The organism is Micromonospora sp. DT4, from assembly GCF_049841675.1.
In the GTDB taxonomy this organism is placed as follows: Bacteria; Actinomycetota; Actinomycetes; order Mycobacteriales; family Micromonosporaceae; genus Micromonospora.
In genome coordinates, this window is the sequence record NZ_JBNCKT010000002.1 from 23,879 (window position 1) to 48,986 (window position 25,108).

Here is a 25,108-nt window from a genome sequence, read left to right on the forward strand (position 1 = left end):
ACGCCGCCGTCAGGCGGTCGCGGCGGCGAGCGGGGCGGGGGCGCCCAGCACGTCGGAGAGCAGTTGCGCGCACCACTCGAGCAGCGCCTGGTCGCGCAGCGGTTCCCCACCGATCCGGCGGGTGCTCGGCCGGGGCACGCTGACCTGGTCGGTGGCCTGCTTGTAGACGGCGTCCGGGTGGTAGCGCTTGAGCCGCAGCTGCTTCGAGTCCGGCAGCGGCAGCGGCCCGAACCGCACGTGCTTGCCCTGCATGGACACGTCGCTGAGCCCGTACCGGCGGGCCAGCAGACGGAACCGCGCCACCGCCACCAGGTTCTGCACCGGCGCGGGCGGCTCGCCGTACCGGTCGGTCATCTCGGCGACGACCTCCCGCAGACGGTCCTCGTCGCGCGCCTCGGCGAGCTTGCGGTACATCTCCAGACGCAGCCGCTCCACGCCCACGTAGTCGTGCGGGAGGTTCGCGTCGACCGGCAGGTCGATCTTGACGTCGGTCTCCTCGTCCTGGCGCTCGCCCTTGAACGCGGAGACCGCCTCGCCGACCATCCGCACGTACAGGTCGAAGCCGACGCCCTCGATGTGGCCGGACTGCTCGCCGCCGAGCAGGTTGCCCGCGCCCCGGATCTCCAGGTCCTTCATGGCCACGTACATGCCGGCGCCCAACTCGGTGTGCTGGGCGATGGTCGCCAGCCGCTCGTGAGCGTGCTCGGTGAGCGGCTTCTCCGGCGGGTAGAGGAAGTACGCGTACGCCCGCTCCCGGCCCCGGCCGACCCGACCACGGATCTGGTGCAACTGGGCCAGGCCGAGCAGGTCGGCCCGCTCCACGATCAGGGTGTTGGCGTTCGGGATGTCGATGCCCGACTCCACGATGGTGGTGCAGACCAGGACGTCGAACTCCTTCTCCCAGAAGCCGACCATGACCTTCTCCAGGGCCTCCTCGCCCATCTGACCGTGCGCCACGGCGACCCGCGCCTCGGGCACCAGCTCGCGCAGCCGCCGCGCCGCCCGGTCGATAGACTCGACCCGGTTGTGCAGGTAGAAGACCTGCCCGTCGCGCAGCAGCTCGCGGTGGATGGAGGCGGCGACCTGTCGGTCGTCCTGCGCGCCGACGAAGGTGAGCACCGGGTGGCGCTCCTCCGGCGGGGTGGCGATGGTGGACATCTCCCGGATGCCGGTGATGGCCATCTCCAGGGTGCGCGGGATCGGGGTGGCCGACATGCTCAGCACGTCCACCGACGCGCGCAGGGTCTTCAGGTGCTCCTTGTGCTCGACCCCGAAGCGCTGCTCCTCGTCGACGATGACCAGGCCCAACTGCTTGAACCGGGTCGCCGTCTGCAACAGCCGGTGGGTGCCGATGACGATGTCGACGGTGCCGTCGGCGACCATCTCCAACGTCCGCTCGGTCTCCTTCGCGGTCTGGAACCGGGACAGCTGCCGGATCTGCACCGGGAACTGGCTCATCCGCTCGGCGAACGTGTTGTAGTGCTGCTGCACCAGCAGGGTCGTCGGCACCAGCACCGCCACCTGCTTGCCGTCCTGCACGGCCTTGAACGCCGCCCGGACCGCGATCTCGGTCTTGCCGTAGCCGACGTCGCCGCAGATCAGCCGGTCCATCGGGACGGTCTGCTCCATGTCCCGCTTGACCTCGTCGATCGCGGCGAGCTGGTCGGGCGTCTCCTGCCACGGGAAGGCGTCCTCCAACTCCCGCTGCCACGGGGTGTCCGGGCCGAACGAGTGACCCTTGGACGCCTTACGCGCGGCGTAGAGCTGGATGAGCTGCGCGGCGATCTCCCGGACCGCCTTGCGCGCCCGAGCCTTGGACCTCTGCCAGTCCGAGCCGCCCATCTTGTGCAGGGTCGGCTGCTCACCGCCCACGTAGCGGGAGAGCTGGTCGAGCTGGTCGGTCGGCACGAACAGCCGGTCGCCGGGCTGGCCGCGCTTGCTGGCCGCGTACTCGATGACCAGGTACTCCCGGCTCGCGCCGTTGACGGTGCGCTGCACCAGCTCGACGTACCGGCCGATGCCGTGCTGCTCGTGCACCACGAAGTCGCCGGCCTTGAGCTCCAGCGGGTCGATCGTGTTGCGCCGGCGGCTCGGCATCTTGCGCATGTCCCGCGTCGAGGTGCCCCGACCGCCGGTCACGTCGTTGCCGGTCAGCAGCACGAAACGGGACGCCTCGTCGACGAATCCGCTGGTCAGCGCGCCGCAGGTGACGACCAGGTCACCGGGTGCGGGTGCGGTGGGCACCTCCTCGGTGAGCCGGGCGCCCAGGCCGGCGTCACGCAGCACCTCCACCGCCCGCTGGGCGGGGCCGTGCCCCTCGAAGACCAGCGCGATCGACCAGCCTTCGCCTGCCCAGCGCTTGAGGTCGTCGACCACCCGCGCGGTCTCACCGTGGTAGAGCGGGGCCGGCTGGGCGGAGAGGGTCACCGCGATGGCGTCGTCCGGGGTGACGCTGGCCTGCTCGGGCGCGTCCTCCCAGGGCTGCCGCGCCTCGGCCGTCTCTGCCTCCACCAGGCCGAACGGGGACAGCGTCCACCAGGGCTGGCCGAGCGTGCCGGCGGTGGCGCGTACCTCGGCCAGAGTGCGGAAGGCGGCGGCGCCGACGTCCACCGGGGCCTGGCCGCCCACGGCGGCGGCGGCCCAGCTGGCCTGCAAGAACTCCTCAGAGGTACGCACCAGGTCGTGCGCCCGGGTGCGGATGCGCTCCGGGTCGCAGAGCAGGACGTGCGTGCCGGCCGGCATCGCGTCCAGCAGCAGCTCCAGCGAGTCGGGGCCGACCAGCACCGGGGCCAGCGACTCCATCCCCTCCACCGGAATGCCCTCGGCCAGCTTGTCCAGGATCTCGGCCAGCTCGGGATGCTGCTCGGCGAGCGCGGCAGCCCGCTCGCGGACCGCCGGGGTGAGCAGCAGCTCGCGGCAGGGCGGCGCCCACAGCAGCGGCACCTGCTCGATGGTGCGCTGGTCGGCGACGGCGAAGGTGCGGATCTCCTCCACCTCGTCGCCCCAGAACTCGACCCGGGACGGGTGCTCGTCGGTGGGCGGGAAGACGTCCAGGATGCCGCCGCGCACCGCGAACTCGCCGCGCTTGGTGACCAGGTCGACCCGGGCGTACGCCATGTCGGTGAGCCTGCGGGCGACCTCCTCCAGGTCGGCCTCCTCGCCGGCGGCGAGCTGCACCGGCTCCAGGTCACCCAGCCCCTTGAGCTGCGGTTGCAGCAGTGACCGGACCGGGGCGACCACCACCCGCAGCGGCCCGGTCCGGCCGTGCGCGTCGGCCGACTCGGGGTGCGCGAGGCGGCGCAGCACGGCCAGTCGTCGACCCACCGTGTCCGAGCGTGGGGACAGCCGCTCGTGCGGCAGCGTCTCCCAGGAGGGGAAGACCACCACCTGCTCCGGGGGCAGCAGCCCACCCAGCGCGGCGGCCAGGTCGTCGGCCTCCCGGGTGGTGGCGGTCACGGCCAGCACCGGTCGCCCGGCACCGCCGGTGTCGGCGGCGACAGCCGCAACAGCGAACGGGCGCAGCGCGGCGGGAGCGGTGATGTCGAGGCCGTCGACCTGGGCAGCACCGGAGCGCGCCAGGTCACGCGCCCGGGCCAGCCCGGGATCGGCCAGGGCGGCGGAGAGCAGACCGGTGAGCAAGGGAAACCTTCCAGGGTGGTCGACGCACACGAGCGAGGCCCCTCGTCCAGCCGGACGGGGGGTGTACGCCGACAAGCCTATCCCCGTCCACCGACACCCAACCCCTTCCGCCCAGGTCCCGCGCGCCCCACGTCCCGCGCCCCACACCCACGCCCCACACCGCGACGGCATGGCCACCCTGCCCGGCTGGCCGGGGCCACGGATCACCGACTGGCTGACGTACGAGGCGTCCCGGGAGCGGTACGCCCCGGGGACCGAGTTCCACGTGGCCCGGATCGACATGATCGCCAACACCGGCACGTACGTGGACACCCCCGCGCCGGACGGTGGCCGGGGTCGGACATCCGCAGGTAGAAACGTCGCAATAGCGGCATGTCGCCCCCTAGGCTGGCCTGGTGGACGAGGCGCAGGAGATCCGGGTACGCGACCAGCTCCCCCGTACCGTCGGCCTGCTGCTCGGCACCCTCGCGCTGGCCGTCGCGTTCATCGCCGCGTACGTCGGCGCCCTGCACCAACCCCACCCCCGCGACGTGCCGGTCGGCGTGGCGACCGGCGACCAGGCCGCACGCACGGTCCTGGCCGCCGTCCGCGACCGAACCGACAAGATCAAAGCCACCGAGTACGCCGACCCGGGCGCCGCCGAAGATGCCCTGACCAGCCGCGAGGTGTATGGGGTGCTCGGCTCCACCCCCGACGGCGGACTCGTCCTGACCACCGCCAGCGCCGGCGCGCCGGCCGCCACCGACGTGGTCGTCCAGGTGCTCACCACCGCCGCCGAGCAGGCTCGCCTGCCACTGCGGGTGACCGACGAGGTGCCGGTCGCCGACACCGACCCGCGTGGTCTGGTTCCGTTCTACCTGGCGATCGGGTACGTCCTCGGCGGGTACCTGGCCTCGACCGCGCTCGGCATCTCCGTCGGCACCACCCCGCGCACCCTGCGCCGCGCGGGCCTGCGGATCGGGGCGCTCGCCGTCTACAGCGTGGTGCTCGGCATCGCCGGTGCGGTGATCGTCGGCCCGGTGCTGGACGTCTGGCACCACGACCTGCCGGCCGTCGCCGGCACCGGCATGCTGGCCGCCTTCGCCGCCGCGATGGTGGCCGCCGCCGTACAGGGGTGGTTGGGCGTTCTCGGCACCGGACTGGTCATCCTGCTGCTGGTGGTGCTCGGCAATCCCGGCTCCGGCGGCATCTACGCCCCCGAGTTCCTGCCCACCTGGTTGCGCGGCATGCACCGGTGGAACGTGCCCGGCCTGGCCACCGACCTGATCAAGTCAGCGGTGTACTTCGACCGGCGCTCGATCGGCTGGCCGCTGACCGGGCTGGCGCTGTGGGCGGTGCTCGCCCTGGCGGCCCTGCTCGCCGCGACAGCGGTGCGGGGAGGTCGGGCAACCATCCGCGCAAGACCCTGAAGTGATCTCCGGGGTGTTCCGTTTCACGGCGCGGCATGTGGAGAGCCCCTCCTGCCGGCCGGCCCGACGCGGATACCATCCAGGGAGTCGGACAGCGCTGTCCTTCGTACTCACGTAAGGAGCGCATCGTGACCGACCAGCACGACCACGACGGCCCGGACGCCGCGCTGCGCGCCGACATCCGCCGGCTCGGCACCCTCCTCGGCCAGACCCTGGCCCGCCAGGAGGGCCGCCCGCTGCTCGACCTCGTCGAGGAGATCCGCGCCCAGGTACGCACCGACGTCCCGGCCGCCGCCCAGCGGCTCGGCAAGCTCGATGTGACGACCGGCACCAAGCTGGCCCGCGCCTTCTCCACCTACTTCCACCTGGCCAACATCACCGAGCAGGTGCACCGCGCACGGGACCTGCGCCGCCGCCGCGCCGTGCAGGGCGGCTGGCTGGACCAGGCGGCCAAGATGATCGCCGAGCGGGGGGTACCGGCCGAGGAGATCGCCGCCGCCGCTCGGCGACTGGCGGTCCGGCCGGTGTTCACCGCCCACCCGACCGAGGCTGCCCGCCGCTCGATCCTGTCGAAGCTGCGGGCCATCGCCGACGAGCTGGACACCGAGACCGCCAACGCGATCCTCTACGGCGCGAGCGACGAGGGCCCGGCCAACCGCCGGCTGGCCGAGCTGCTGGACCTCATGTGGCAGACCGACGAGCTGCGACTGGACCGACCGGACCCGACCGACGAGGCGCGCAACGCCATCTACTACCTGCGCGACCTGTACGCCGAGGCCGCCCCGCAGGTGCTCGACGACCTGGCCGACACGCTGCGCAATCTCGGCGTGGAGACGTCGCCGACGGCCCGCCCGCTGAGCTTCGGCACCTGGATCGGCGGCGACCGCGACGGCAACCCGTTCGTCACCCCGGCGGTCACCCGCGAGGTGCTGGCCATCCAGCACGAGCACGGCATCGCCGCCACCGAGAAGGCGATGGACCACCTGATCAACGAGGTCTCGGTCTCGCGCCGGCTGCGCGGGGTGTCGCTGGACCTCTCCGCCAGCCTCGCCGCCGACCTCGACGCGCTGCCCGAGGTGGCGGCCCGGTTCCGTCGGGTCAATGCCGAGGAGCCCTACCGGCTCAAGGCACGCTGCGTGAAGGCGAAGCTCGCCAACACCCGGCAGCGGCTGCGCCAGGGCACCGCCCATGTCCCGGGTCGTGACTACCGCGGCTCCGCCGAGCTGATCGCCGACCTGGACCTGTTGCGCGCGTCGCTGGCCCGCAACTCGGGGCAGCTCACGGCCGTCGGCCGGCTGGCCTCCACCATCCGGACGGTGTCCGCGTTCGGCCTGCACCTGGCGACCATGGACGTCCGGGAGCACGCCGAGGCGCACCACGCGGTCCTCGCCCAGCTGTACGAGGCCGTCGGTGAGGTGTCCGACTACCCGTCGTTGAGCCGGCTGGAACGCACCAAGCTGCTCGCCGACGAGCTGACCGGCCGCCGGCCGCTCTCCACCGCGGACACACCCCTCTCCGAGCTGTCCCGCAAGACGTTCGACGTGTTCAGCACCATCCGGGAGGCGCAGGACCGGTTCGGCGGCGAGGTCATCGAGTCGTACATCATCTCGATGACCCTGGGCGTCGACGACGTGCTCGCCGCCGTGGTACTCGCCCGCGAGGCCGGGCTGGTCGACGTGCACAGCGGCCGGGCCCGCATCGGTTTCGTGCCGCTGTTGGAGACCCCGGGCGAGCTGAACGCCGGCGGCGAGATCCTCGACGAGCTGCTGTCGCTGCCCGCGTACCGGGCGCTGGTCGCGGCTCGGGGCGACGTGCAGGAGGTCATGCTCGGCTACTCCGACTCCAACAAGGAGGCCGGGATCACCACCAGCCAGTGGTCGATCCACCGGGCCCAGCGCGCGCTGCGTGACGTGGCCGCCCGGCACGGCGTACACCTGCGGCTCTTCCATGGCCGCGGCGGCACGGTCGGGCGCGGCGGCGGGCCGACGCACGAGGCGATCCTGGCCCAGCCGTACGGCACGCTGGACGGTGCGATCAAGGTGACCGAGCAGGGCGAGGTCATCTCCGACAAGTACACCCTGCCCTCGCTGGCCCGGGAGAACCTGGAGCTGACCCTCGCCGCGGTGCTCCAGGCGACGCTGCTGCACACGGCGCCCCGGCAGCCGGCCGAGATGCTGGAACGCTGGGACGCGACCATGGACGTGGTCTCCGAGTCGGCGTTCCGGTCGTACCGGTCGCTCGTCGAGGACCCGGACCTGCCGGCGTACTTCTGGGCGTCCACCCCCACCGAGCTGCTCGGCGCGCTGAACATCGGCTCCCGGCCGGCGAAGCGCCCCAACACCGGCGCCGGGCTGTCCGGGCTGCGGGCCATTCCCTGGGTGTTCGGCTGGACGCAGACCCGGCAGATCGTGCCGGGCTGGTTCGGCGTCGGCTCGGGCCTGGCCGCCGCCCGGGAGGCCGGGTTGGCGGACGTGCTGGCCGAGATGCACCGCAACTGGCACTTCTTCCGCACGTTCCTGTCGAACGTCGAGATGATGCTGACCAAGACCGACCTCAGCATCGCCCGCCGGTACGTCGAGACCCTCGTGCCGAAGAAGCTGCACCCGATCTTCGAGCAGATCGAACGAGAGTACGAGCTGACCAAGCGTGAAGTGCTGGCGGTTACCGCCTCGCCGGCCCTGCTGGAGAACTCCCCGGTGCTCCAGCGCACCCTGGCCGTGCGCGACACCTACCTGGAGCCTCTGCACCACCTCCAGGTGGCGCTGCTGCGCCAGTACCGGGAGTCCGGCGCGGCGGGCCGGGCGGTCGCCACCGCACCGGGTGGTCGACGCGCTCCGAGCGACGGCACGGCACTGGAGCGGGCGCTGCTCACCACGGTGAACGGCATCGCCGCCGGCATGCGCAACACCGGTTGATCAGACAGCACGGCAACGGGCCCCGGTCGAGTCGACCGGGGCCCGTTACGCATGTCGGCCAGCGTTGTTCACGGGTCGCTGCCCCGCCGTTCACCAGTCGCCGCGCTCAGTCAACGCCGCCGACGCCCACCAGTCGCCGCGCTCAGTCAACGCCGCCGACGCCCACCAGTCGCCGCGCTCAGTCAGCGCCGCCGAAATCGCCGCCGCCGAAATCGCCGCCGCCGAAGTCACCGCCGGCATAGTCACCGCCGCCGAAGTCGCCCGCCTGGTCGGCGCCACCGAAGTCGCCACCCTGGTCGCCGTAGTCGCCGCCCTGGTCGCCGTAGTCGCCGCCCTGGTCGCCAGCGTCGGCGCCCTGGTCGTCGGCGTGGTCGGCGCCGTCGCCGAAGCCCTCCTGATAGCCCCGGTCGTAGCCGTACCCCGGATCGGCGAAGGCCGGCGAGAACAGCGCGTCGGCGATCAGCACGCCGCCGAGCACGCCGGCGCCCGCGCCCAGCGCGGTCTTCCACCACGGCGTCGAGTACCAACCGGCCGGCACCGGTCGGCCCTGGTACCGGCCGCCCGGGTAGTAGTAGGGCGTCTCCCGACCCGGCTGCGGGCCCGCCCGGAAGGTCTGGCCCTGCACGTCGACCTCGCGCTCCTTCGTGAGCTGCCCGACACCCCGCGCGGCGGCCAGCGCCGGCAACTCGGGCCCGGGATCGATGCCCAGCGCGGTCCGCGCCGCCCGGATGTACGCCAACCCCTCCAGCGCGGTCTCCCGGGCGAGCGCGAACTGGTGCGGCGTACGCGCCTGCTCCAACTGGGAGCCGGCCGCGTTGTAGCGCTCCCCCGCGTCGGCCAGCGCCTGCCGGACGGCGGGCTCCTCGCCGTGCAGGGTCAGCAACTGGCCGCCGAGGCGCTCGTACCACCGTTGCGCGTCGGCGCGGGCGTCGCCGAGCGCGGCGCGCCGCTGGGCGTTGGCCCGGGAGTAGGCGAGCAGGCCGGCACCCACCAAGCCGGCGAGGATGACCGCGAGGCACAGCAGAGCTTCCATGTCAACGAACGTACCCCCGGGTGTCACGTCGTACCCGTCTGGCAAGCTCCGATGATGGACGTCTCGACGTTGCTGGTGGTGGTCGTGTGCCTCGGTGCCGGCGGGGCGGTGGGCTGGCTCGCGGCCCGCTCCCGGTCGGCGGCCGACATCGCCAGACTGGACGCCACCCTGACCGCGACCCGCGAGGGCGAGGGACGGCTCGAGCAGTCCATGCGGGCGTTGAGCTACGAGGCCACGGCGCAGTCGCAGGAGGCGGTGGCCCGTGCCGTGGCACCGCTGCACGACAGCCTGCGCCGCTACGAGCAGCGGGTGGCCGAGCTGGAACACGACCGCGTCGACGCGTACGCCGAGCTCCGCGAGCAGGTCCGCTCGATGAACGCGGTCTCCGGGGAGCTGCGCACCGAGACCAAGCAGCTGGTCGCCGCGCTGCGCGCGCCGCAGGTGCGGGGCCGCTGGGGCGAGCACCAACTGCGCCGCATCGTCGAGGCGGCCGGGATGCTGGAGCACTGCGACTTCTCCGAACAGGTGACCGCCGCCACCGACGACCAGGTCGTCCGCCCGGATCTGGTGGTACGCCTGCACGGCGGCCGGTCGGTGGTGGTGGACGCGAAGGCGCCGTTCGACGCGTACCTCACCGCCATGGAGGCCCGCGACGAGCGTGGCCGGAACACCTACCTCGATGCGCACGCCCGGCACCTGCGGGGGCACGTCGATGCCCTGGCCGCCAAGTCGTACTGGTCGGCGTTCGACAGCTCGCCCGAGTTCGTGGTGCTGTTCGTCCCGGCCGACCCTTTTCTCGACGTCGCGCTCCAACGCGACCCGACGCTGCTGGAGCACGCGTTCGCCCGCAACGTCGTGCTGGCCACACCGGCCACCCTGGTCGCGCTGCTGCGCACGGTGGCCTACTCGTGGCGGCAGGAGGCACTGGCCCGCAACGCGCTGGCGGTGCACACCCTCGCCCGGGAGCTGTACGGCCGGCTCTCCACCCTCGGCGACCACGTGGGCAAGCTCGGGTCGTCGCTGGCCGGGGCAGTGACCGCGTACAACCGGGCGGTCGGCTCGCTGGAGGCGCGGGTGCTGGTCAGCGCGCGCAAGCTCGCCGAGCTGGGCGTCTCGGACGAGGAGCTGGCGGCCCCCGCCCAGGTCGAGCTGACCCCCCGCCAGCCGCAGGCCCCGGAGCTGCTCAACGACGCCGACCGCTGACGGTCGTTCGGGTCGCCGGCTAGCCGCGGTTGGCGCTCTCGACGACGAACGGGGTGCCCTGCTGGCACGTGCTCATCATGCCCGTCTCCACCCGACCGGTGACCCTCACGCGGGCTCCGGCGGTCAGCACGTCCCGGGGGCCGCCCACCAGCAGGTACCCGTCGAGAAGCAGGCAGTTCGGCTCCACCCCGGCGGTGACCGTGCCGATCAGTTCGGTGGCGCCGACCCGCGGCGGGACGGTGGGCCCGCCCGGCGACGTGAGCGGCGGGGCGGGAGTGCTCGGCGACGCGGGGGCGGGCTGCCCGGTCGTCGCCGACGGCGCGCCGGGGGTGGCGGGGCCGTCGGTCCCACCGCAGGCGCTCAGCGCCGCGCAGACGACCAGGGCGGGGACGACCAGCCGAAATGTCCTCATGCCGCCTTCGACGTACGGAACGGGCCAGGCGTTCCCACCGCGACGCGTGCGTCGCGGTGAGCGTTCGACGTGGCCGTGTGCGGCGGCGCTGCTACCGGGGCCGGGCTCGTCAGCCGCGGGTCGCGGCGGCCTTCATGTCCCGCTTCAGCTCCTGCGGAAGCGAGAAGGTGAGCCGCTCGTTGGCAGTGGTGATCTCCTCGACGTCGGCGAAGCCGCGCTCGGCCAGGTGCGTCAGCACGTCGCGGACCAGGTCCTCCGGCACGCTCGCGCCGGAGGACACGCCGACCGTCCGGGCATCGGCCAGCCAGGCGTCGTCGATCTCGTGGGCGAAGTCGATCAGGTGACCTGCGCGTGCTCCGGCGTCCAGGGCGACCTCGACCAGCCGGACCGAGTTGGAGGAGTTCGTCGAGCCGACGACGATCACGACGTCGCACTCCGGGGCGATCTCCTTGACGACGTGCTGCCGGTTGGACGTGGCATAGCAGATGTCGTCGCTGGGCGGGGACTGGAGTAGTGGCAGCCGCTGCTTGAGGCGGGCGACCGTCTCCAGGGTCTCGTCCACCGAGAGCGTGGTCTGGGAGAGCCAGACCACCTTCTCCGGGTCACGCACGGTGACCTTGTCGACGCCGTCCGGGCCGTCCACGAGCTGGATGTGCGCGGGCGCCTCACCGGCCGTGCCGATGACCTCCTCGTGCCCCTCGTGACCGATCAGCAGGATGTCGTAGTCGTCGGCGGCGAACCGCTTCGCCTCCTGGTGCACCTTGGTGACCAGTGGGCAGGTCGCGTCGATGGCCTTCAGCGAACGCTCCCGCGCCTGCTCGTAGACCTCGGGTGCCACGCCGTGCGCGGAGAAGATCACGGTCGAGCCCTCCGGCACCTCCTCGTTCTCCTCCACGAAGATCGCGCCCTGGGCCTCCAGGGTCTGCACGACATGCTTGTTGTGCACGATCTGCTTGCGGACGTAGATCGGGGCGCCGTACAGCTTCAGCGCCTCCTCGACGGTCTGCACGGCGCGGTCCACACCCGCGCAGTAGCCGCGGGGCTTGGCCAGGAGCACGCGCTTGCCGGTCCGGAGATCAGTCACCCCCCCATCGTACGTGCCCGACTCCGACCCACCACCGGGCCCGAACCTCGGTGATCTCAAGAAGTTTGCGTCAGGAACGCGCCCGGATCTGATGCAAACTTCTTGATCACCGAGGGTGTCCGTAGGGTTGAGGGGTGAGTGGTGTGGGTGGGGACGCTGCGCGGAGCAGCGCGGAGGAGCCCTGGCCTGTTCGGGTTGTTTCGCAGAAGGTCGGGGCGTGGATCGCCAAGCTGGGCTGGGTGTGGGTGGACGGGCAGGTGGCGCAGATCAGCCGCCGTCCCGGGGCCACCACGGTCTTCCTGACCCTGCGTGACCCGTCCGCCGACCTGAGCCTGACCGTCACCACCAACCGTGACGTGCTCGACGCGGGCGCACCGGAGCTGCGCGAGGGCGCCCGCGTGGTGCTGCACGCCAAGCCGGAGTTCTACGCCGCCCGGGGCACGTTGAGTCTGCGGGCCGACGAGATCCGGCAGGTGGGGCTCGGTGAGCTGCTGGCCCGGTTGGAGAAGCTCAAGAAGCTGCTCGCCGCCGAGGGACTGTTCGACCGGGCCCGCAAACGCCGGCCGCCGTTCCTTCCCGGCCGGATCGGGCTGATCACCGGCCGGGCGTCCGCCGCCGAGCGGGACGTGCTGACGAACGCGCGGCGGCGCTGGCCCGCCGTGGAGTTCCGCACGGTCAACGTGGCCGTGCAGGGGCCGTCCGCGGTGCCGCAGATCATGGACGCGCTCAAGGTCCTGGACGCGGATCCGAGCATCGACGTGATCATCATTGCCCGGGGTGGTGGAGGCATCGAGGATCTGCTGCCCTTCTCCGACGAGGCGCTCTGCCGGGCCGTCTTCGCCTGCCGTACCCCCGTGGTCAGCGCGATCGGCCACGAGACGGATGCTCCGCTGATCGACTACGTCGCCGACCTGCGGGCCTCCACCCCGACCGACGCGGCCAAGCGGGTGGTCCCCGACCTCACCGAGGAGGTACGCCTCATCGGCCAGGCTCGGCACCGACTCGAGCGGGCGGTGCGCAACCTGGTCGACCGCGAGTCCCACCGCCTCGACGGCCTGCGGTCCCGACCGGTGCTGGCCCGACCCCAGGTGATGGTGGAGCACCGCGCGACCGAGCTGGCGGCACTGCGTCAACGCGCCAACCGTTGCCTGGACCACCGGCTCGCGGCCGCCGACGACGACCTGCGGCACACCCTCGCCCGGCTACGCGCCCTCTCCCCCGCCGCGACCCTGGACCGGGGGTACGCGATCGTGCAGCGCGCCGACGGGCACGTCGTCCGGGCGGCGGCCGAGGTCGGCAAGGGCGACCCGCTACGGGTACGCCTCGCCGAGGGGGAGCTGGCCGCGACGGTCGACGGGGACGTGGCGACGCGGTGACGCCGACCGGGGTGTGCTGAGATGGACGCGATGACTGACGACACGAAGGCCGGGCCCGACGAGCGGCTCAGCTACGAGCAGGCCCGCGCCGAACTGGCCTCGGTGGTCGAGCGGCTGGAAGCCGGTGGCACGTCCCTGGAGGAGTCGCTGGCGCTCTGGGAGCGCGGCGAGGCGCTGGCGGTGATCTGCCAGCGCTGGTTGGACGGCGCCCGTGCGCGGATCGACGCCGCCCGCCAGGACCCGTCCGCCTGACCGCGGACCGAAGGTGACGCCGCCCCAGGGCGGCGGCGACATCGCGAACGACCATGTCTGGTGCGTACCGGGGTGCGGGGCAGATGAAGGGACCGGCACCGTCGGTGGGGCGACCGGAGCCACCCCACCGACGTACGGCGGGTCAGTTGAACAGGCTGTACAGCTCGGCGGGCGCCTCGACGACCTGGTCCGCCGGGGGCTTCTGTGCCGGGGTGGCGGAGCCGTAGTCGGAGTACGTCATCTTGATCTCCTGGGCGGTGGTCTGCCCGGAGGCCGGGAGTTGCAGCACCAGCTCGCTCAGCCGGCCCTGCGGGTCGACCTTCGCGGTGAACGGGACCGTCTTCGCCTGGGTGCCGAGCGCGGCGATCGTGGCGGCGTTCAGCGAGCCCGCCTCGGCGGCCTTGGTGACGTCGATGGTGCCGGCGTACGTGCCGGTGCCGGTGCTGCGGACCTCGGTGATGCCCTGGGTCAGCACAGCGCTGCCGGCCGGGTCGACCTTGTCGAAGTCGAAGCCGAGGTTCTTGTTGCCCTTGATGCGGGCCTGGTCGAGGTGCTGGTACTTGCCGAGGTTGAGCTGCTTGATGGCGGGCAGGCTGTCGGCGGTGGGGCCGGTCAGTTCCAGCTTCACCCAGCTGCCCGGCTTGGCGTGGATCACGTCGAGCTTCATGGCCAGGTCGGAGGAGGGACCGCCGACGGCGAACTTCAGAGCGGCGCTCTGACTCGGCTGGTGCACCTGCCCCTCGGCCGTGGACCCGGCGCCGGAGAGGGTGAACCGGAAGTTGCCGTTGCTGATCTCCTTGGTGGAGTCGAGCAGGGCCTGCTTGGCGTCACCGGACACCGGCGCACCGCCGGACTGGCTCGGCGCGCCGGACGCGCTCACCGTCGGGGACGCGGTCGAGCCGGCGGTGCCGGTCGTACCGCCGGCGCAGGCGGCCAGGGCGGGCGTGAACAGGGCGGCGGCTACCAGGCCGGCGCCGAGTCGTCGAACAGTCATACGTGTCTCCCAAGGGGTCACCCGACGACCTTGTCGGCGCCGGAAACCGGACGACGCGGCAGCCCTTCGGCCGCGTCGCGCGATCCGGGCCGAGCGGCGCGCCCGGATCACTCCCTCCTTGTTCCCTGCCGACGGGTCGGACAATCCCCTTGTGTCCGATTGCTCGGCACAACCGGCCGCGGACAGGCAGGACCGGGGTGACCCGTGGCCACCCCGGTCCGCGGTACCGCCTACTTGAACAGCTCGTACGTCTCAGCCGAGGCCTCGACGACCTTGTCCGCCGACGGCTTCTTCGCGCCGGTGCCGGTGCCGTAGCCCGCATACCCGATCTTGATGTCGTGCGCCGCGGTCTCGCCGGCGGCCGGCACCGAGATGACCAGCTCGGTGAGGCGGCCCTGCGGGTCGAGCTTGGCCGTGAACGGCAGCGCCTTGGCCTGCGCCCCCAGCGCCTTGGCGACGTCCTCGTCGAGGGCGACCGACTCGGTGGAGGCGGTGATGTCGATCTTGCCAGCGTACGTGCCCTCGCCCGTCTTTCGCACGTCGGTGACGCCCTTGACCAGGGTCTCGCTGTCGAGCGGGTCGAGCGTCTCCGGATCGAGCTGAAGGTCCTTGACGTCCTTGACCTTGGTCTTGTCGAGGTGCTGGTACTTACCCTTGTTCTTCGCCGCGCCGGGGATCATGGCGGCCATGGCGCCACCGATGTCCATCTTCACCCAGCTCTCCGAGTCGATGTAGAGAAAATCCATCTCCATCGACACGTCCTGGGAGGCGTCGCCCAGCTTCATGGTCAACTGCGCGCTGTTGCTGGGCTTGTGCACCAGGCCACTGCCGGTCAGGTCGGCGCCCGTCAGGGTGAAGGTGAAGTCGCCCTTGGCCATTTCCTTGGTGGAGGCGAGCAGCGCCTCCTTCGGGTCGGCCGGCACGGCCGGGGCGGACGGGCTGGGTGCGGCGGCCGGCTCGGCCGCGTCGGACTTGCACGCGGCCAGGCCGGGGACGAGCAGGGTGGCGGCGAGGAAGCCGAAGCTCCACCGTCGAATGTTCACTGAGTTCTCACTTCACCGAGATGGACATGGCCCGGCCGCAGCGTGCGGACCGAACCGAGCCGAGGCAGCGTAACGGATGCGCCACACGGCGTGGGGGCTTGTCGACGGTGGACTCGTCAGCGCAGCGCGCCTGCGAGTTCCCGCAGCTCATTGTCCCGTGCGTCGCCGATCACGAGCACCGCACGGCTCGGCTCGAGCAGGACCAGCGCCTGCTGGTTCCCGCGGGCCGTGTACCGCTGCCAGGTGCGGCCATCCAGCTCGGTCTGGCCCTGTGGCTGGCCCTGGTCGGTCAGCTCGGCCGGGAGCAGCCGCTCGGCCGGCACACTGCTCTGCACGAGCTGGACACCCCGCCCCTCCGGCGTGAGGTAGCCGATCCGCAGGGTCGCGCCGCCATCGACGGTCTGGTAGCGGGCGCTGACCGTACGCCAGCCAGACCCGAGCCCCTGCGGCTCGCTCACCGCGAAGGTGTTCGCGGACCGCGCCTGCTCGATGGCCGGGGCCGGGTCGACGGTGGTGGCCTGGTCGCCGCCGAGGAAACCCCGGTAGAACGCCAGCAGCAGCGCGATCGGGATGAGCAGCACCAGCAGCGAGATCGCCATGTCCTTCGGCGACCGCTCGGCCTTGGTCGTCGTCGCCGCGACCCGGGGCGGCGGCGCGGGCCGTTCACCGGTTCCCGTCACGTCGTCAGGCCCACCGGCGACGTCACCCGGCACCGGGTCACCCGGCACCGGCCGGGCCACCGAAGGCTGCACCGACGGGTCCGGCGCGACCGGCACCGGCTCACCGGCGACGAGGGCCGGCTCGCCGGCCCTCGTCGCCGGGTCCGTCGCGGCAGGCTCGGGGGCCACGAGGTCGGCCGGCGGCTGTCCGTCGGGCGGCGTGCGGTCGGCGGGTACGCGGTCAGCAGGCTGTGCGGGTTCCACCCTGCCATCTTCGCAGCAGCCCGACCGGCGGTATCCGGCCCATCACCGCCCCGCACCGCCGCTCGGTCGGCCATCGTGTGAGGATCAGCGACAAAGCCGGCAGCGGTGCCGCTCCGCCGCCGGCCGTCCCCGCACCGTCGCGAGGAGGAGCAGCCGTCATGACGAACACCAGGACGCGGATCCCACAGGATCTCGACCGTAACCTGGCCCTCGACCTGGTCCGGGTCACCGAGGCCGCGGCGATGGCCGCCGGCCGCTGGGTCGGTCGGGGCGACAAGGAGGGCGGCGACGGAGCCGCCGTCGACGCCATGCGCAAGCTGATCAACTCGATCCAGATGCGTGGAATCGTGGTGATCGGCGAGGGCGAGAAGGACAACGCCCCGATGCTCTTCAACGGCGAACACGTCGGCGACGGCACCGGCCCGGAGGTGGACGTCGCGGTCGATCCGGTCGACGGCACCACCCTGATGAGCAAGGGCATGCCGAACGCCCTCGCGGTGCTCGCCGTCTCCGAGCGCGGCGCGATGTTCGACCCCAGCGCGGTCTTCTACATGGAGAAGCTCGCCGTCGGCCCGGCGTACGCGGACGTGATCGACATCAACGCCGGGGTGGCCGAGAACCTACGCCGGATCGCCAAGATCAAGGGCACCGACGTCTCCGAGGTGACGGTCTGCGTACTGGACCGCAGCCGCCACGACGACCTGGTCACCCAGATCCGCCGGACCGGGGCGGGCATCCGGTTCATCTCCGACGGCGACATCGCCGGCTCGATCGCGGCGGCCCGCGGCGAGTCGGACGTCGACGTGCTCATGGGTATCGGCGGCACACCGGAGGGCATCATCTCGGCCTGCGCGCTCAAGTGCATGGGCGGCGCGATGCAGGCCAAGCTCTGGCCGCGCGACGCCGAGGAGCGGGAGAAGGCCCTCGCCGCCGGGCACGACCTGGACCGGGTACTCGGCACCGACGACCTGGTCACCGGGGACAACTGCTTCTTCGTGGCGACCGGGGTCACCTCCGGCGACCTGCTGCGCGGGGTGCGGTACCGGGCCGGTGGCGCGTACACCCAGTCGATCGTGATGCGCTCGAAGAGCGGCACCATCCGGGTCATCGACTCGTACCACCGGTTGGAGAAGCTGGCGCTCTACTCGGCGGTCGACTTCGACGGTCGTCCCCTGGCCGAACAGGAGTGAGCGGCACCGGCACCGCGACACCGCCGACCCTGCCAGCCACCCGCCGGATCGTCGGTGTCGCTCTGGCGTCGGCCTCCGGGGTCGCGGTGGCGGTGCAGTCCCGGATCAACGGCGAGCTGGGCGTACGCCTGGGCGACGGTTTCGCCGCCGCGGTGGTCTCGTTCGGGCTGGGCCTGATGGTGCTGCTGGTGCTGGTGCCGGCCACCCCGGGCGGACGGCGGGGGCTGCTCGCGGTACGGCGTGCCCTCACGGCCGGCACCCTGCGCCCCTGGCAGTGCCTGGGCGGGATGTGCGGCGCTTTCCTGGTGGCGACGCAGGGGCTCACCATCGGTGCGCTGGGGGTGGCGGTCTTCACCGTGGCGGTGGTCGCCGGTCAGTCCGGCAGCAGCCTCGCGGTCGACCGCGCCGGTATCGGCCCGACCGGTCGGCAGCCGGTCACCCGCCAGCGCCTGGCCGGCGCGGTGCTCACGGTGCTCGCGGTCGTCCTGGCGGTCGGTGACCGGCTCGGCGACCCCGGAGGGCTGGCGCTGGCCCTGCTGCCCCTGCTGGCCGGGGTGGGTATCGCCTGGCAGCAGGCGGTCAACGGCCAGGTCCGGGCAGCGGCCGACAGCGCGTTGACCGCGACGCTCGTCAACTTCGCCGTGGGCACGGTCACGCTGCTGGTCGCGTTCGCGATCGACATCGTCGTACGTGGCTGGCCCACCGGACACCTGCCGAGCGAGCCGTGGCTGTACCTGGGCGGTCCGATCGGCATCGTGTTCATCGCGATCGCCGCCGCGATCGTGCGCTTCACCGGTGTGCTGCTGCTCGGCCTGGCCACCATCGCCGGCCAGATCGTAGGGGCCGTCCTGCTGGACCTGTTGCTGCCCACGGCGGCCTCCCACCCCGGCGTGAACACCCTGCTCGGGGCCGCGCTGACGATGGTGGCCGTGCTGATCGCCGCGCTGGCGCCACCCGCCCGCCGCTGAAGCGGCTCAGTGGCAATCCCGCCCTGGCGGCACGACCTCGGGCCGCCTCACCCGCCATCGCTGGCGATCTTGGATACTTTCCGTAAGCAGCTAACGGAAAGTATCCAAGATCTACCCTGTCAGCGTGCAGGCGTCAGTGGTACGGCGCCCGTGGCGGCAGGGGTTGGTACGGCGGGTAGGGCGGCGTGTCGCGCCGGTTCTCCTCGCGGGTCGGGTCGGCCACCCAGCGGCCCGGCGCGGGGCCGAGCCACGGTACGAGGAGCAGCACCGCCGTCCGGTGACGTACGGGTCGCTTCCGGGCCCGTGTCCAGATCCACCACGCCAGGCCGAGCGCCGGAAGGGCGAGCAGGTCGGTCAGAATCGAGGGTCAGCCCGCGTCGGAGGAGTGCCCGGGGAACAGGTGCGCGCTCGGGTCGATGGCCACCGCCGCGTTGTTGACCGCCGTCGCGGCCTCGCCGAAGCCGGTGGCGATCAGGCGCACCTTGCCCGGGTACTCGGTGATGTCGCCGGCCGCGAAGACCCTCGGCAGGTTCGTCGCCATCGCGCTGTCCACCACGATGTGCCGGCGGTCGAGCCGGAGCCCCCATTCGGCGAGTGGGCCCAGGTCGGCGGTGAAGCCGAGGGCGGCGACCACCGTGTCCACCGGCAGGGTCTCGGCCGCGCCACCGCGCACGGTCACCTCGGCGCCGGTCACCGTGGCGTCCCCGATCAGGCGGGTGACCTCGGCGTTGACCACCACCCGTACCGGCAGGGACAGCACCCGGGCGACCGTGGAGGCATGTGCCCGGAACTTCTCCCGCCGGTGCACGAGGGTCACCGAGCGGGCCAGCGGTTGCAGGGCGAGTGCCCAGTCGAAGGCCGAGTCGCCGCCGCCGACGATCAGCACGTCCCGGTCGGTCAGCTCGGCCGGCTCGGTCACGAAGTAGACGATGCCGTCGCCGGGGGCGCCGCCGGCGCAGGGCAGCGGCCGTGGGCTGAAGCTGCCGAGCCCGCCGGTGACCACGACCGCGCCGCAGCCGAGCTGCTCGCCGCCGGCCAGGCCGAGCACCGGCCGGTCATCGGCGTACGACAGCTTCTCGGCCCTCGTGCCGAGCAGGTACTGCGGACCGAAGGGCGCCGCCTGGGCGACCAGGTTGGCGACCAGGTCGCGACCCTTGACGGCGGGGAACCCGGCGACGTCGAGGATGAGCTTCTCCGGGTACATGGCGGTGACCTGCCCGCCCGGCTCCGGAAGCGCGTCGATCACCGCCACGGACAGGCCTCGGAAACCCGCGTAGTACGCGGCGAAGAGGCCGGCGGGACCGGCCCCGATCACGGCGACATCGACCTCGCGCATGGCTACCGTCGCTTTCCCCTCGCGGATCAACGCGTGCTGATCTCGACGGTAGGCGGGGCGCAGCGGTCGGGCAAGCATGTCCCAGAGGCGCGCCGACGAGCAGGTCAGGGCAGGCTGAGGGTGGACCCCGAGTAGTAGTCCGGACCGTCCACCGTGGGCCGGCGACGACGGAACAGGATCGCCGCCACCACGCCGCCGAGCAGCCCGAACAGGTGTCCCTGCCAGGAGATCCGCTCGTCGGTGGGGAGGATGCCGACGAGCTGCCAGCCGTACAGCAGGCCGACGAGCAGGAAGACGGCGAAGTTCCACCAACTGCGCTCGACGATGCCGCGGGTGAGCAGGATGCCGAGGTAACCGAAGATCACCCCACTCGCGCCGACGACCACCGAGTTGGGTGAGCCGGTGAACCAGACCCCGAGCCCCGAGACCAGGATGATGATCAGGGTCGACCACAGGAACCGGCGCGCGCCGGCGGCCAGCACGAAGGTGCCCAGCAGGATCAGCGGGATGCTGTTGCTGTAGAGGTGGTCGAAGCCGTGGTGCAGGAACGGCGAGAAGAAGACCCCGTCGAGGCCGTCGATGCGGTGCGGGATGATGCCGGCGGTGGCGTCGAGGCCGAACCCGAGCCCCTGGTCGATAGCCTCGATGAGGAAGAGGAACGGGACCACCGCGCACATGGCCACGAAGGCCCGGCCGAGCGCGGCGTAGAACGCCTCGGTGCCGAACCGGAACGGGTCGCCGCTTGGCGGGTGCAGGCTCACCCCCCAACTGCTATCAGCAAAAGGGGCCGACCGCCACTCGCGTCCCGACCGGGGTACGCGCGACGGCGGGGCGGGTGGTCGTCCACCCGCCCCGCCGTCGGACGTCGTGTCAGTAGTGGCCGTTGTTCTGGAAGTAGGTCCAGGCGCCACAGGGCGACTTGTACTTGCCCTTGATGTAGCCCAACCCCCAGATGATCTGGGTGGCCGGGTTCGTCTGCCAGTCGTCCGCGACCGAGCCCATCTTGCTGCCCGGCAGCGACTGCGGAATGCCGTACGCGCCGGAGGAGGAGTTGCTGGCCTTGTGGTTCCAGCCGCTCTCCTTGGTCCAGAGCTTCTCGAGGCAGGGGAACTCGGCGATGCCGAAGCCCTTTTCGAGCATCAGCGCGCAGCCGATCTTGCGGTTGCCGCTGTACTCCGCGCAGGACGCCGGGATCGGCCCGTCGTACGGCTTGGCGGCCTTCTCTGCGGCGTCCCGCTCGCGCTTGCGCGACGCCGCGGCGGCCTCGGCCCTACGGGCCCGCTCGGCGGCCTCCTTGGCAGCCTGGGCCGCCCGCAGCTTGGCCTGGTACTCGGCGGCCCGCTGCCGGGCGAACGCGACCTGGTGGCTGGCCTGACGCTCGCGCTGGTAGGCGAAGTCGACCCGGTCGACCTCAACGCCGACCTGCGCGGTCAGGCCCTGCTGCTGAGTTTCCCGGTCTTCGCCCAGGTAGAAGCCACCGGCGACGCCCACGGAGAGCAACGCGACAGCGGCCGTACGGGCGCCCAACCGGCTCCACAGCCGACTCACGAAGTAGTCCCTTCGTCGGGGGCAAGGACACGGCGCGGCACCGGGCCACGTCAGCCCTCAGCCGTGCCATGAGCGCCCCGACCGGTGAGCCGGTCGCGCCGACGTACCGACCGTCACTGATGCCGCCCCGACCTGGGACGAACAATCACCGACGATGCCTGTGGTGCGTGGGCGCTCGTGGGACACCATCGCGCACAGTGAGGCACATGGGAAACCGACCGAGCTGTTTGTGATTCGTGCCACACAAAAAATAGGGATGAACAGCTACGAAACACCCATCACAGCGGGATGTCCTCCAAGAGATCGGTCACCATCGCGGCGATCGGCGACCGCTCCGAACGGCTGAGCGTGACGTGGGCGAAGAGAGGATGACCCTTCAACGCCTCGATCACCGCGGTCACACCGTCGTGCCGACCGACCCGCAGATTGTCCCGCTGGGCCACGTCGTGGGTGAGCACCACCCGCGACCCCTGCCCGATCCGGGAGAGCACGGTCAGCAGCACCCCGCGCTCCAGCGACTGGGCCTCGTCCACGATCACGAAGGCGTCGTGCAGGCTGCGCCCCCGGATGTGGGTCAACGGCAGCACCTCGAGGATGCCCCGCGAGGTGACCTCCTCCAGCACGTTCTCGTGCACCACGGCGCCGAGCGTGTCGAAGACCGCCTGCGCCCACGGCGACATCTTCTCCGACTCCGACCCGGGCAGGTAGCCCAACTCCTGGCCGCCGACGGCATACAGCGGGCGGAAGACGATGACCTTCTTGTGCCGGCGACGCTCCATCACCGCCTCCAGGCCGGCGCAGAGCGCCAGGGCCGACTTGCCGGTGCCGGCCCGGCCGCCCAGCGAGACGATGCCGATCGACTCGTCGAGCAGCAGATCGAGGGCGACCCGCTGCTCGGCCGAGCGGCCGTGCAGTCCGAACGCCTCCCGGTCGCCCCGGACCAGCCGGACCGACTTGTCCGGAAGCACCCGGCCCAGCGCGGAACCACGCGACGAGTGCAGCACCAGGCCGGTGTGGCAGGACAGACCCGCCGCCTCGTCGAGGTCGAGCGTCTCGCCGGCGTACAACGCGGAGATCTGCTCCTCACCCAACTCCAGCTCGGACATGCCCGTCCAGGTGGGGTCGCCGGCCTGGCCGTGGCGGTACTCGTCGGCGCGCAGACCCACCGAGGCGGCCTTGACCCGCAGCGGCATGTCCTTGCTGACCAGCGTGACCTCCCGGCCCTCGGCGGCGAGGTTGAGCGCCACGGAGAGGATCCGGGCGTCGTTGCTCTCGGTGCGGAACCCGGGAGGCAGCACGCCGTCGTCGGTGTGGTTCAGCTCGACCCGCAACGTGCCGCCGGCGTCGTTGGCGGGCACCGGCGTGTCCAGCCGGCCGTGCTCGATCCGCAGCTCGTCCAGCATCCGCAGCGACTGCCGGGCGAACCAGCCCAGCTCCGGGTGGTGCCGCTTGCCCTCCAACTCGGTGATGACCACCAGCGGCAGCACCACCTCGTGCTCGGCGAACCGATGGAACGCCGCGGGGTCGGACAGCAGCACGGAGGTGTCCAGTACGAACGCCTGGCCCGCTGGTCGCGGCTCCTTGGGGTCGGCCGGCGCGGCGTCCGCCCTACGGCGGCTCCGGGTGGCGTGGCGGGTCGTGGCAGTCGCGGCCGGGGTCTGGTCGGCACCGGCGGTGGTACGGCGAATCGTCACAGGCCTGCTCCGACGGATGGGCACCCGGCCACCCGTGTTCCGCCTCGTCCGGTGCCCGGGGACACGGGGTCGGATGCGGAACCCCGTGCGCGAGGTCGCAGATCCGGGCGGACCGGCTGGCTCGGGAGAACCCCGCGCCATGCCTAGACGCTAGCGGCGGCGGACCGTCCCGGCTAGGGGCGATCGTGGATCTCTGGAGACGGCCATGTGAACAGCGCCGAACGGACGAGCCGGCGAGTGGACGTCGCGCCACTGCTCGGCAACGCCTGGTTGGACGCCTCGACCGCGCGGCGGTGTCGTCGCGCGGCAGCGCCGACGGGAGCGACACGGCGAGCCGGCCGGGATGCATGCCCCCTGCGCGCATCCCGGCCGGCGGGGCCACCGTCACCGGTCTGACGTGGCCCCGACGGTGCGTGTCCGTCGCGGACGACGCACCGCGTTCCCGCGCGCCGGTCGGCGGGACGCTCGCGGCGGCCCGCCGGCCGGCTCAGCCGGTCCGTCGAACGAGCGTGCCGGTCGGGTACCGCCCGGTGATCGGGGCGGCCGGCGCGGTGAACGACGAGCCGGTGTAGGTGGTGCCGGGGCGGGCGGCCGCGGCGGGGCGGACCACCGTGCCGGCGGAGCGGACGGACGCGGGCGAGGAGACCGACAGCGCGGAGGCGATTGCCGCCTGGGCGTCGCGCCGACGGCGGTTCCAGGCGCCCCGATCGCCGTCGAAGTAGCCCTGGCGGTAGCCGAAGCGGTAGCCGATGCGGTAGCTGAGCTGTCCGTGCAGGCGACCGGCGGCGTAGCTGGTGGCGCCGAGCACCAGGACGAGGAAGACCACGAGGAACGGGCTCATCGGGCGGCCCCGACCCGGCCCGGACGCCTGCTCATCGCTCCTCCGGCTCGACGGTGGTGGGATCGGCGGTGGGGTCCGCGACCAGCAGCCGGTCCAGGTCGTCGGTGCTGACCTCCTCGACCAACTCGACGCTGATCCGGCAGCCGTCCAGCACGACCTCGGCGACCGAGGACCGGCGGATCTCCCCGCCGGCGTCGTAGACCCGGACGCTCAGCTCGGGGCAGCCGAGGTGGGTACGCCAGGCGTTCCACTCGGTGCGGTCGCCGACGCTCAGCGACAGGTATCGGCAGCCTCGGGCGAGGTAGAGGCGCCACGGGGCACTCAACCCCGCGGCCACTCCCTCGGCGATCAGCCCGAAGGCCTGGGCTCGGGTGGCGAGCTCGGTCACCACACCCCCTCGGCGCCGGGGGCGTGACGCATGTGAGCACCAGTCGTCTCATGCACGTGACACACCGTAGATTGTCCCATGAGCGTGACAGTATCAGCTTTTCGTCCGCTTACATTCGCCACGACGGGCATCTATTCTGCCCGGGTGACACCCCTCCAAAGCGGTTCTGGATCGTTTACCGCAAACCCGAGAGTGCTGTCACGTTCGCGTGACAGCAGCGTGCCTGGGCAAACACCCATGGACGCCTGGTCGTACCGTCACGGGGTGACCGAGACGGCCAACGCGCGAAAAATCGCCTTCGCCACCTTCGTTCGGCGCGCTCTCGAGGAGGCGCGGGCGACGCGCGCCTGGAGCGGCACCGAGGTGTCACGACGTACCGGCGTCTCACGGCAGACGATCAACCGGTGGGTCCGTGGCGACTGGGCCAGCGACCCCGAGGCCGAACGCGTGGTCGCCTTCTGCGAGGGCCTGGGACTGAATCCCGCCGCCGCCTTCGCCGCGCTCGGCTGGGACCGCACCGCGAGCGGTCCACGCGCCGGCCAGCCGGCCCCTCCAATGGACCCGGACGTGGAGGCTCTACTGCGCCGCCTGGTCGACCCGAACGTGTCGGACGCGGAGAAGTTCCACATCCGCGAAACCATTAGGTACCTCGCATACCGCCCAACGCTGCCCGTCGATGTCCGAAAAAGAGGCAATCAGGCCGGGTAGTTCCTCAGATGGCGAAAGAACGCCTGGTCAGGTTCATTCGTTTCGCTCCGGGGCAGGATCGGGCACGCTAGCGTCCCTATTCGTACTGCTTGGGCTCGTCATCGGCGGGGGGACGGGACAAGGCCGAACCCAGCCCTGCGGGACAGAAGGAG

General features: G+C 72.0%; 22 protein-coding genes. 8 read left to right on the plus strand and 14 right to left on the minus strand.

Annotated elements, in window-relative coordinates:
• Window positions 1-9: 9 nt before the first annotated feature.
• Window positions 10-3,639 carry a transcription-repair coupling factor gene (mfd, locus tag ACLQ24_RS01070; protein ID WP_425888511.1) on the minus strand — a complete coding sequence of 1,210 codons (3,630 nt, stop codon included), beginning with the start codon at window positions 3,637-3,639 and terminating at the stop codon, window positions 10-12.
• Window positions 3,640-4,034: 395 nt separating this feature from the next.
• On the opposite strand from mfd, the gene ACLQ24_RS01075 reads away from it, so the two are divergent.
• Both ACLQ24_RS01075 and ppc read left to right on the plus strand, forming a co-directional pair.
• Window positions 4,035-5,048 (plus strand): hypothetical protein, encoded by a 1,014-nt coding sequence (locus ACLQ24_RS01075; RefSeq protein WP_425888512.1) that lies wholly within the window; start codon window positions 4,035-4,037, stop codon window positions 5,046-5,048.
• 128 nt (window positions 5,049-5,176) lie between these two features.
• Window positions 5,177-7,963: a phosphoenolpyruvate carboxylase gene (gene ppc, locus ACLQ24_RS01080; RefSeq protein WP_425888513.1), complete on the plus strand. Its 2,787-nt coding sequence runs from the start codon at window positions 5,177-5,179 to the stop codon at window positions 7,961-7,963.
• 178 nt (window positions 7,964-8,141) lie between these two features.
• On the opposite strand, the gene ACLQ24_RS01085 is transcribed toward ppc, so the two are convergent.
• Window positions 8,142-8,996, minus strand: coding sequence for a hypothetical protein (locus tag ACLQ24_RS01085; protein WP_425888514.1), 855 nt, complete (start codon window positions 8,994-8,996; stop codon window positions 8,142-8,144).
• A gap of 54 nt (window positions 8,997-9,050) precedes the next feature.
• Here ACLQ24_RS01085 and ACLQ24_RS01090 point away from each other — a divergent pair, with 54 nt between their 5' ends.
• Window positions 9,051-10,199 (plus strand): DNA recombination protein RmuC, encoded by a 1,149-nt coding sequence (locus ACLQ24_RS01090; protein WP_425888515.1) that lies wholly within the window; start codon window positions 9,051-9,053, stop codon window positions 10,197-10,199.
• 19 nt (window positions 10,200-10,218) lie between these two features.
• On the opposite strand, the gene ACLQ24_RS01095 is transcribed toward ACLQ24_RS01090, so the two are convergent.
• Window positions 10,219-10,611, minus strand: coding sequence for a hypothetical protein (locus tag ACLQ24_RS01095; protein WP_425888516.1), 393 nt, complete (start codon window positions 10,609-10,611; stop codon window positions 10,219-10,221).
• A gap of 109 nt (window positions 10,612-10,720) precedes the next feature.
• On the minus strand, window positions 10,721-11,695 hold the full coding sequence (locus ACLQ24_RS01100; RefSeq protein ID WP_425888517.1) for a 4-hydroxy-3-methylbut-2-enyl diphosphate reductase: 975 nt from the start codon (window positions 11,693-11,695) through the stop codon (window positions 10,721-10,723).
• 143 nt (window positions 11,696-11,838) lie between these two features.
• Here ACLQ24_RS01100 and xseA point away from each other — a divergent pair, with 143 nt between their 5' ends.
• Together xseA and ACLQ24_RS01110 are read left to right on the plus strand one after the other, a co-directional pair.
• Complete coding sequence (gene xseA / locus ACLQ24_RS01105) at window positions 11,839-13,071, plus strand: exodeoxyribonuclease VII large subunit (protein WP_425888652.1); 1,233 nt, start codon at window positions 11,839-11,841, stop codon at window positions 13,069-13,071.
• 30 nt (window positions 13,072-13,101) lie between these two features.
• Entirely contained in the window at window positions 13,102-13,323 is a 222-nt protein-coding gene (locus ACLQ24_RS01110; RefSeq protein ID WP_421474551.1) for an exodeoxyribonuclease VII small subunit, read from the plus strand.
• 142 nt (window positions 13,324-13,465) lie between these two features.
• On the opposite strand, the gene ACLQ24_RS01115 is transcribed toward ACLQ24_RS01110, so the two are convergent.
• From ACLQ24_RS01115 to ACLQ24_RS01125, 3 genes are all read right to left on the minus strand, one after another.
• Window positions 13,466-14,317, minus strand: a complete 852-nt coding sequence (locus tag ACLQ24_RS01115) for a hypothetical protein (protein ID WP_425888518.1) — start codon at window positions 14,315-14,317, stop codon at window positions 13,466-13,468.
• Window positions 14,318-14,547: 230 nt separating this feature from the next.
• On the minus strand, window positions 14,548-15,360 hold the full coding sequence (locus ACLQ24_RS01120; protein ID WP_425888519.1) for a hypothetical protein: 813 nt from the start codon (window positions 15,358-15,360) through the stop codon (window positions 14,548-14,550).
• A gap of 116 nt (window positions 15,361-15,476) precedes the next feature.
• Entirely contained in the window at window positions 15,477-16,283 is an 807-nt protein-coding gene (locus ACLQ24_RS01125) for a DUF4245 family protein (protein WP_425888520.1), read from the minus strand.
• A 158-nt stretch (window positions 16,284-16,441) separates the two neighbouring features.
• Here ACLQ24_RS01125 and glpX point away from each other — a divergent pair, with 158 nt between their 5' ends.
• Both glpX and ACLQ24_RS01135 read left to right on the plus strand, forming a co-directional pair.
• Window positions 16,442-17,473 (plus strand): class II fructose-bisphosphatase, encoded by a 1,032-nt coding sequence (gene glpX, locus ACLQ24_RS01130; RefSeq protein WP_425888521.1) that lies wholly within the window; start codon window positions 16,442-16,444, stop codon window positions 17,471-17,473.
• Window positions 17,470-18,441 (plus strand): DMT family transporter, encoded by a 972-nt coding sequence (locus ACLQ24_RS01135; protein WP_425888522.1) that lies wholly within the window; start codon window positions 17,470-17,472, stop codon window positions 18,439-18,441. The genes glpX and ACLQ24_RS01135 overlap by 4 nt, the downstream gene beginning before the upstream one ends.
• Window positions 18,442-18,574: 133 nt before the next feature.
• Here ACLQ24_RS01135 and ACLQ24_RS01140 read toward each other — a convergent pair whose 3' ends face one another.
• From ACLQ24_RS01140 to ACLQ24_RS01170, 7 genes are all read right to left on the minus strand, one after another.
• Window positions 18,575-18,709, minus strand: coding sequence for a hypothetical protein (locus ACLQ24_RS01140; RefSeq protein WP_425888523.1), 135 nt, complete (start codon window positions 18,707-18,709; stop codon window positions 18,575-18,577).
• Between the two features lie 99 nt (window positions 18,710-18,808).
• Window positions 18,809-19,777, minus strand: a complete 969-nt coding sequence (locus tag ACLQ24_RS01145; protein ID WP_425888524.1) for an NAD(P)/FAD-dependent oxidoreductase — start codon at window positions 19,775-19,777, stop codon at window positions 18,809-18,811.
• A 104-nt stretch (window positions 19,778-19,881) separates the two neighbouring features.
• A complete protein-coding gene (locus ACLQ24_RS01150) occupies window positions 19,882-20,538 on the minus strand; it encodes a rhomboid family intramembrane serine protease (RefSeq protein WP_425888525.1) in 657 nt (218 codons plus the stop codon).
• A 109-nt stretch (window positions 20,539-20,647) separates the two neighbouring features.
• Window positions 20,648-21,325, minus strand: coding sequence for a lytic transglycosylase domain-containing protein (locus ACLQ24_RS01155; RefSeq protein WP_425888526.1), 678 nt, complete (start codon window positions 21,323-21,325; stop codon window positions 20,648-20,650).
• A gap of 278 nt (window positions 21,326-21,603) precedes the next feature.
• Complete coding sequence (locus ACLQ24_RS01160; protein ID WP_425888527.1) at window positions 21,604-23,019, minus strand: PhoH family protein; 1,416 nt, start codon at window positions 23,017-23,019, stop codon at window positions 21,604-21,606.
• A gap of 487 nt (window positions 23,020-23,506) precedes the next feature.
• Complete coding sequence (locus ACLQ24_RS01165; RefSeq protein ID WP_425888528.1) at window positions 23,507-23,860, minus strand: hypothetical protein; 354 nt, start codon at window positions 23,858-23,860, stop codon at window positions 23,507-23,509.
• A 31-nt stretch (window positions 23,861-23,891) separates the two neighbouring features.
• The gene (locus ACLQ24_RS01170) at window positions 23,892-24,248 is read right to left on the minus strand and encodes a hypothetical protein (RefSeq protein WP_039907344.1); all 357 of its coding nucleotides are present in this window, start codon (window positions 24,246-24,248) and stop codon (window positions 23,892-23,894) included.
• Window positions 24,249-24,512: 264 nt separating this feature from the next.
• Here ACLQ24_RS01170 and ACLQ24_RS01175 point away from each other — a divergent pair, with 264 nt between their 5' ends.
• A complete protein-coding gene (locus ACLQ24_RS01175) occupies window positions 24,513-24,956 on the plus strand; it encodes an XRE family transcriptional regulator (RefSeq protein WP_425888529.1) in 444 nt (147 codons plus the stop codon).
• The last annotated feature ends 152 nt before the right edge of the window (window positions 24,957-25,108 follow it).

Excerpts from the sequence above, each read along its gene's own strand:
- ACLQ24_RS01085 (WP_425888514.1), bottom strand. The coding sequence starts at position 8,996 with ATGGAAGCTCTGCTGTGCCTCGCGGTCATCCTCGCCGGCTTGGTGGGT.
- ACLQ24_RS01090 (WP_425888515.1), top strand. The coding sequence starts at position 9,051 with ATGGACGTCTCGACGTTGCTGGTGGTGGTCGTGTGCCTCGGTGCCGGC.
- ACLQ24_RS01095 (WP_425888516.1), bottom strand. The coding sequence starts at position 10,611 with ATGAGGACATTTCGGCTGGTCGTCCCCGCCCTGGTCGTCTGCGCGGCG.
- ACLQ24_RS01110 (WP_421474551.1), top strand. The coding sequence starts at position 13,102 with ATGACTGACGACACGAAGGCCGGGCCCGACGAGCGGCTCAGCTACGAG.
- ACLQ24_RS01115 (WP_425888518.1), bottom strand. The coding sequence starts at position 14,317 with ATGACTGTTCGACGACTCGGCGCCGGCCTGGTAGCCGCCGCCCTGTTC.
- glpX (WP_425888521.1), top strand. The coding sequence starts at position 16,442 with ATGACGAACACCAGGACGCGGATCCCACAGGATCTCGACCGTAACCTG.
- ACLQ24_RS01145 (WP_425888524.1), bottom strand. The coding sequence starts at position 19,777 with ATGCGCGAGGTCGATGTCGCCGTGATCGGGGCCGGTCCCGCCGGCCTC.
- ACLQ24_RS01165 (WP_425888528.1), bottom strand. The coding sequence starts at position 23,860 with ATGAGCCCGTTCCTCGTGGTCTTCCTCGTCCTGGTGCTCGGCGCCACC.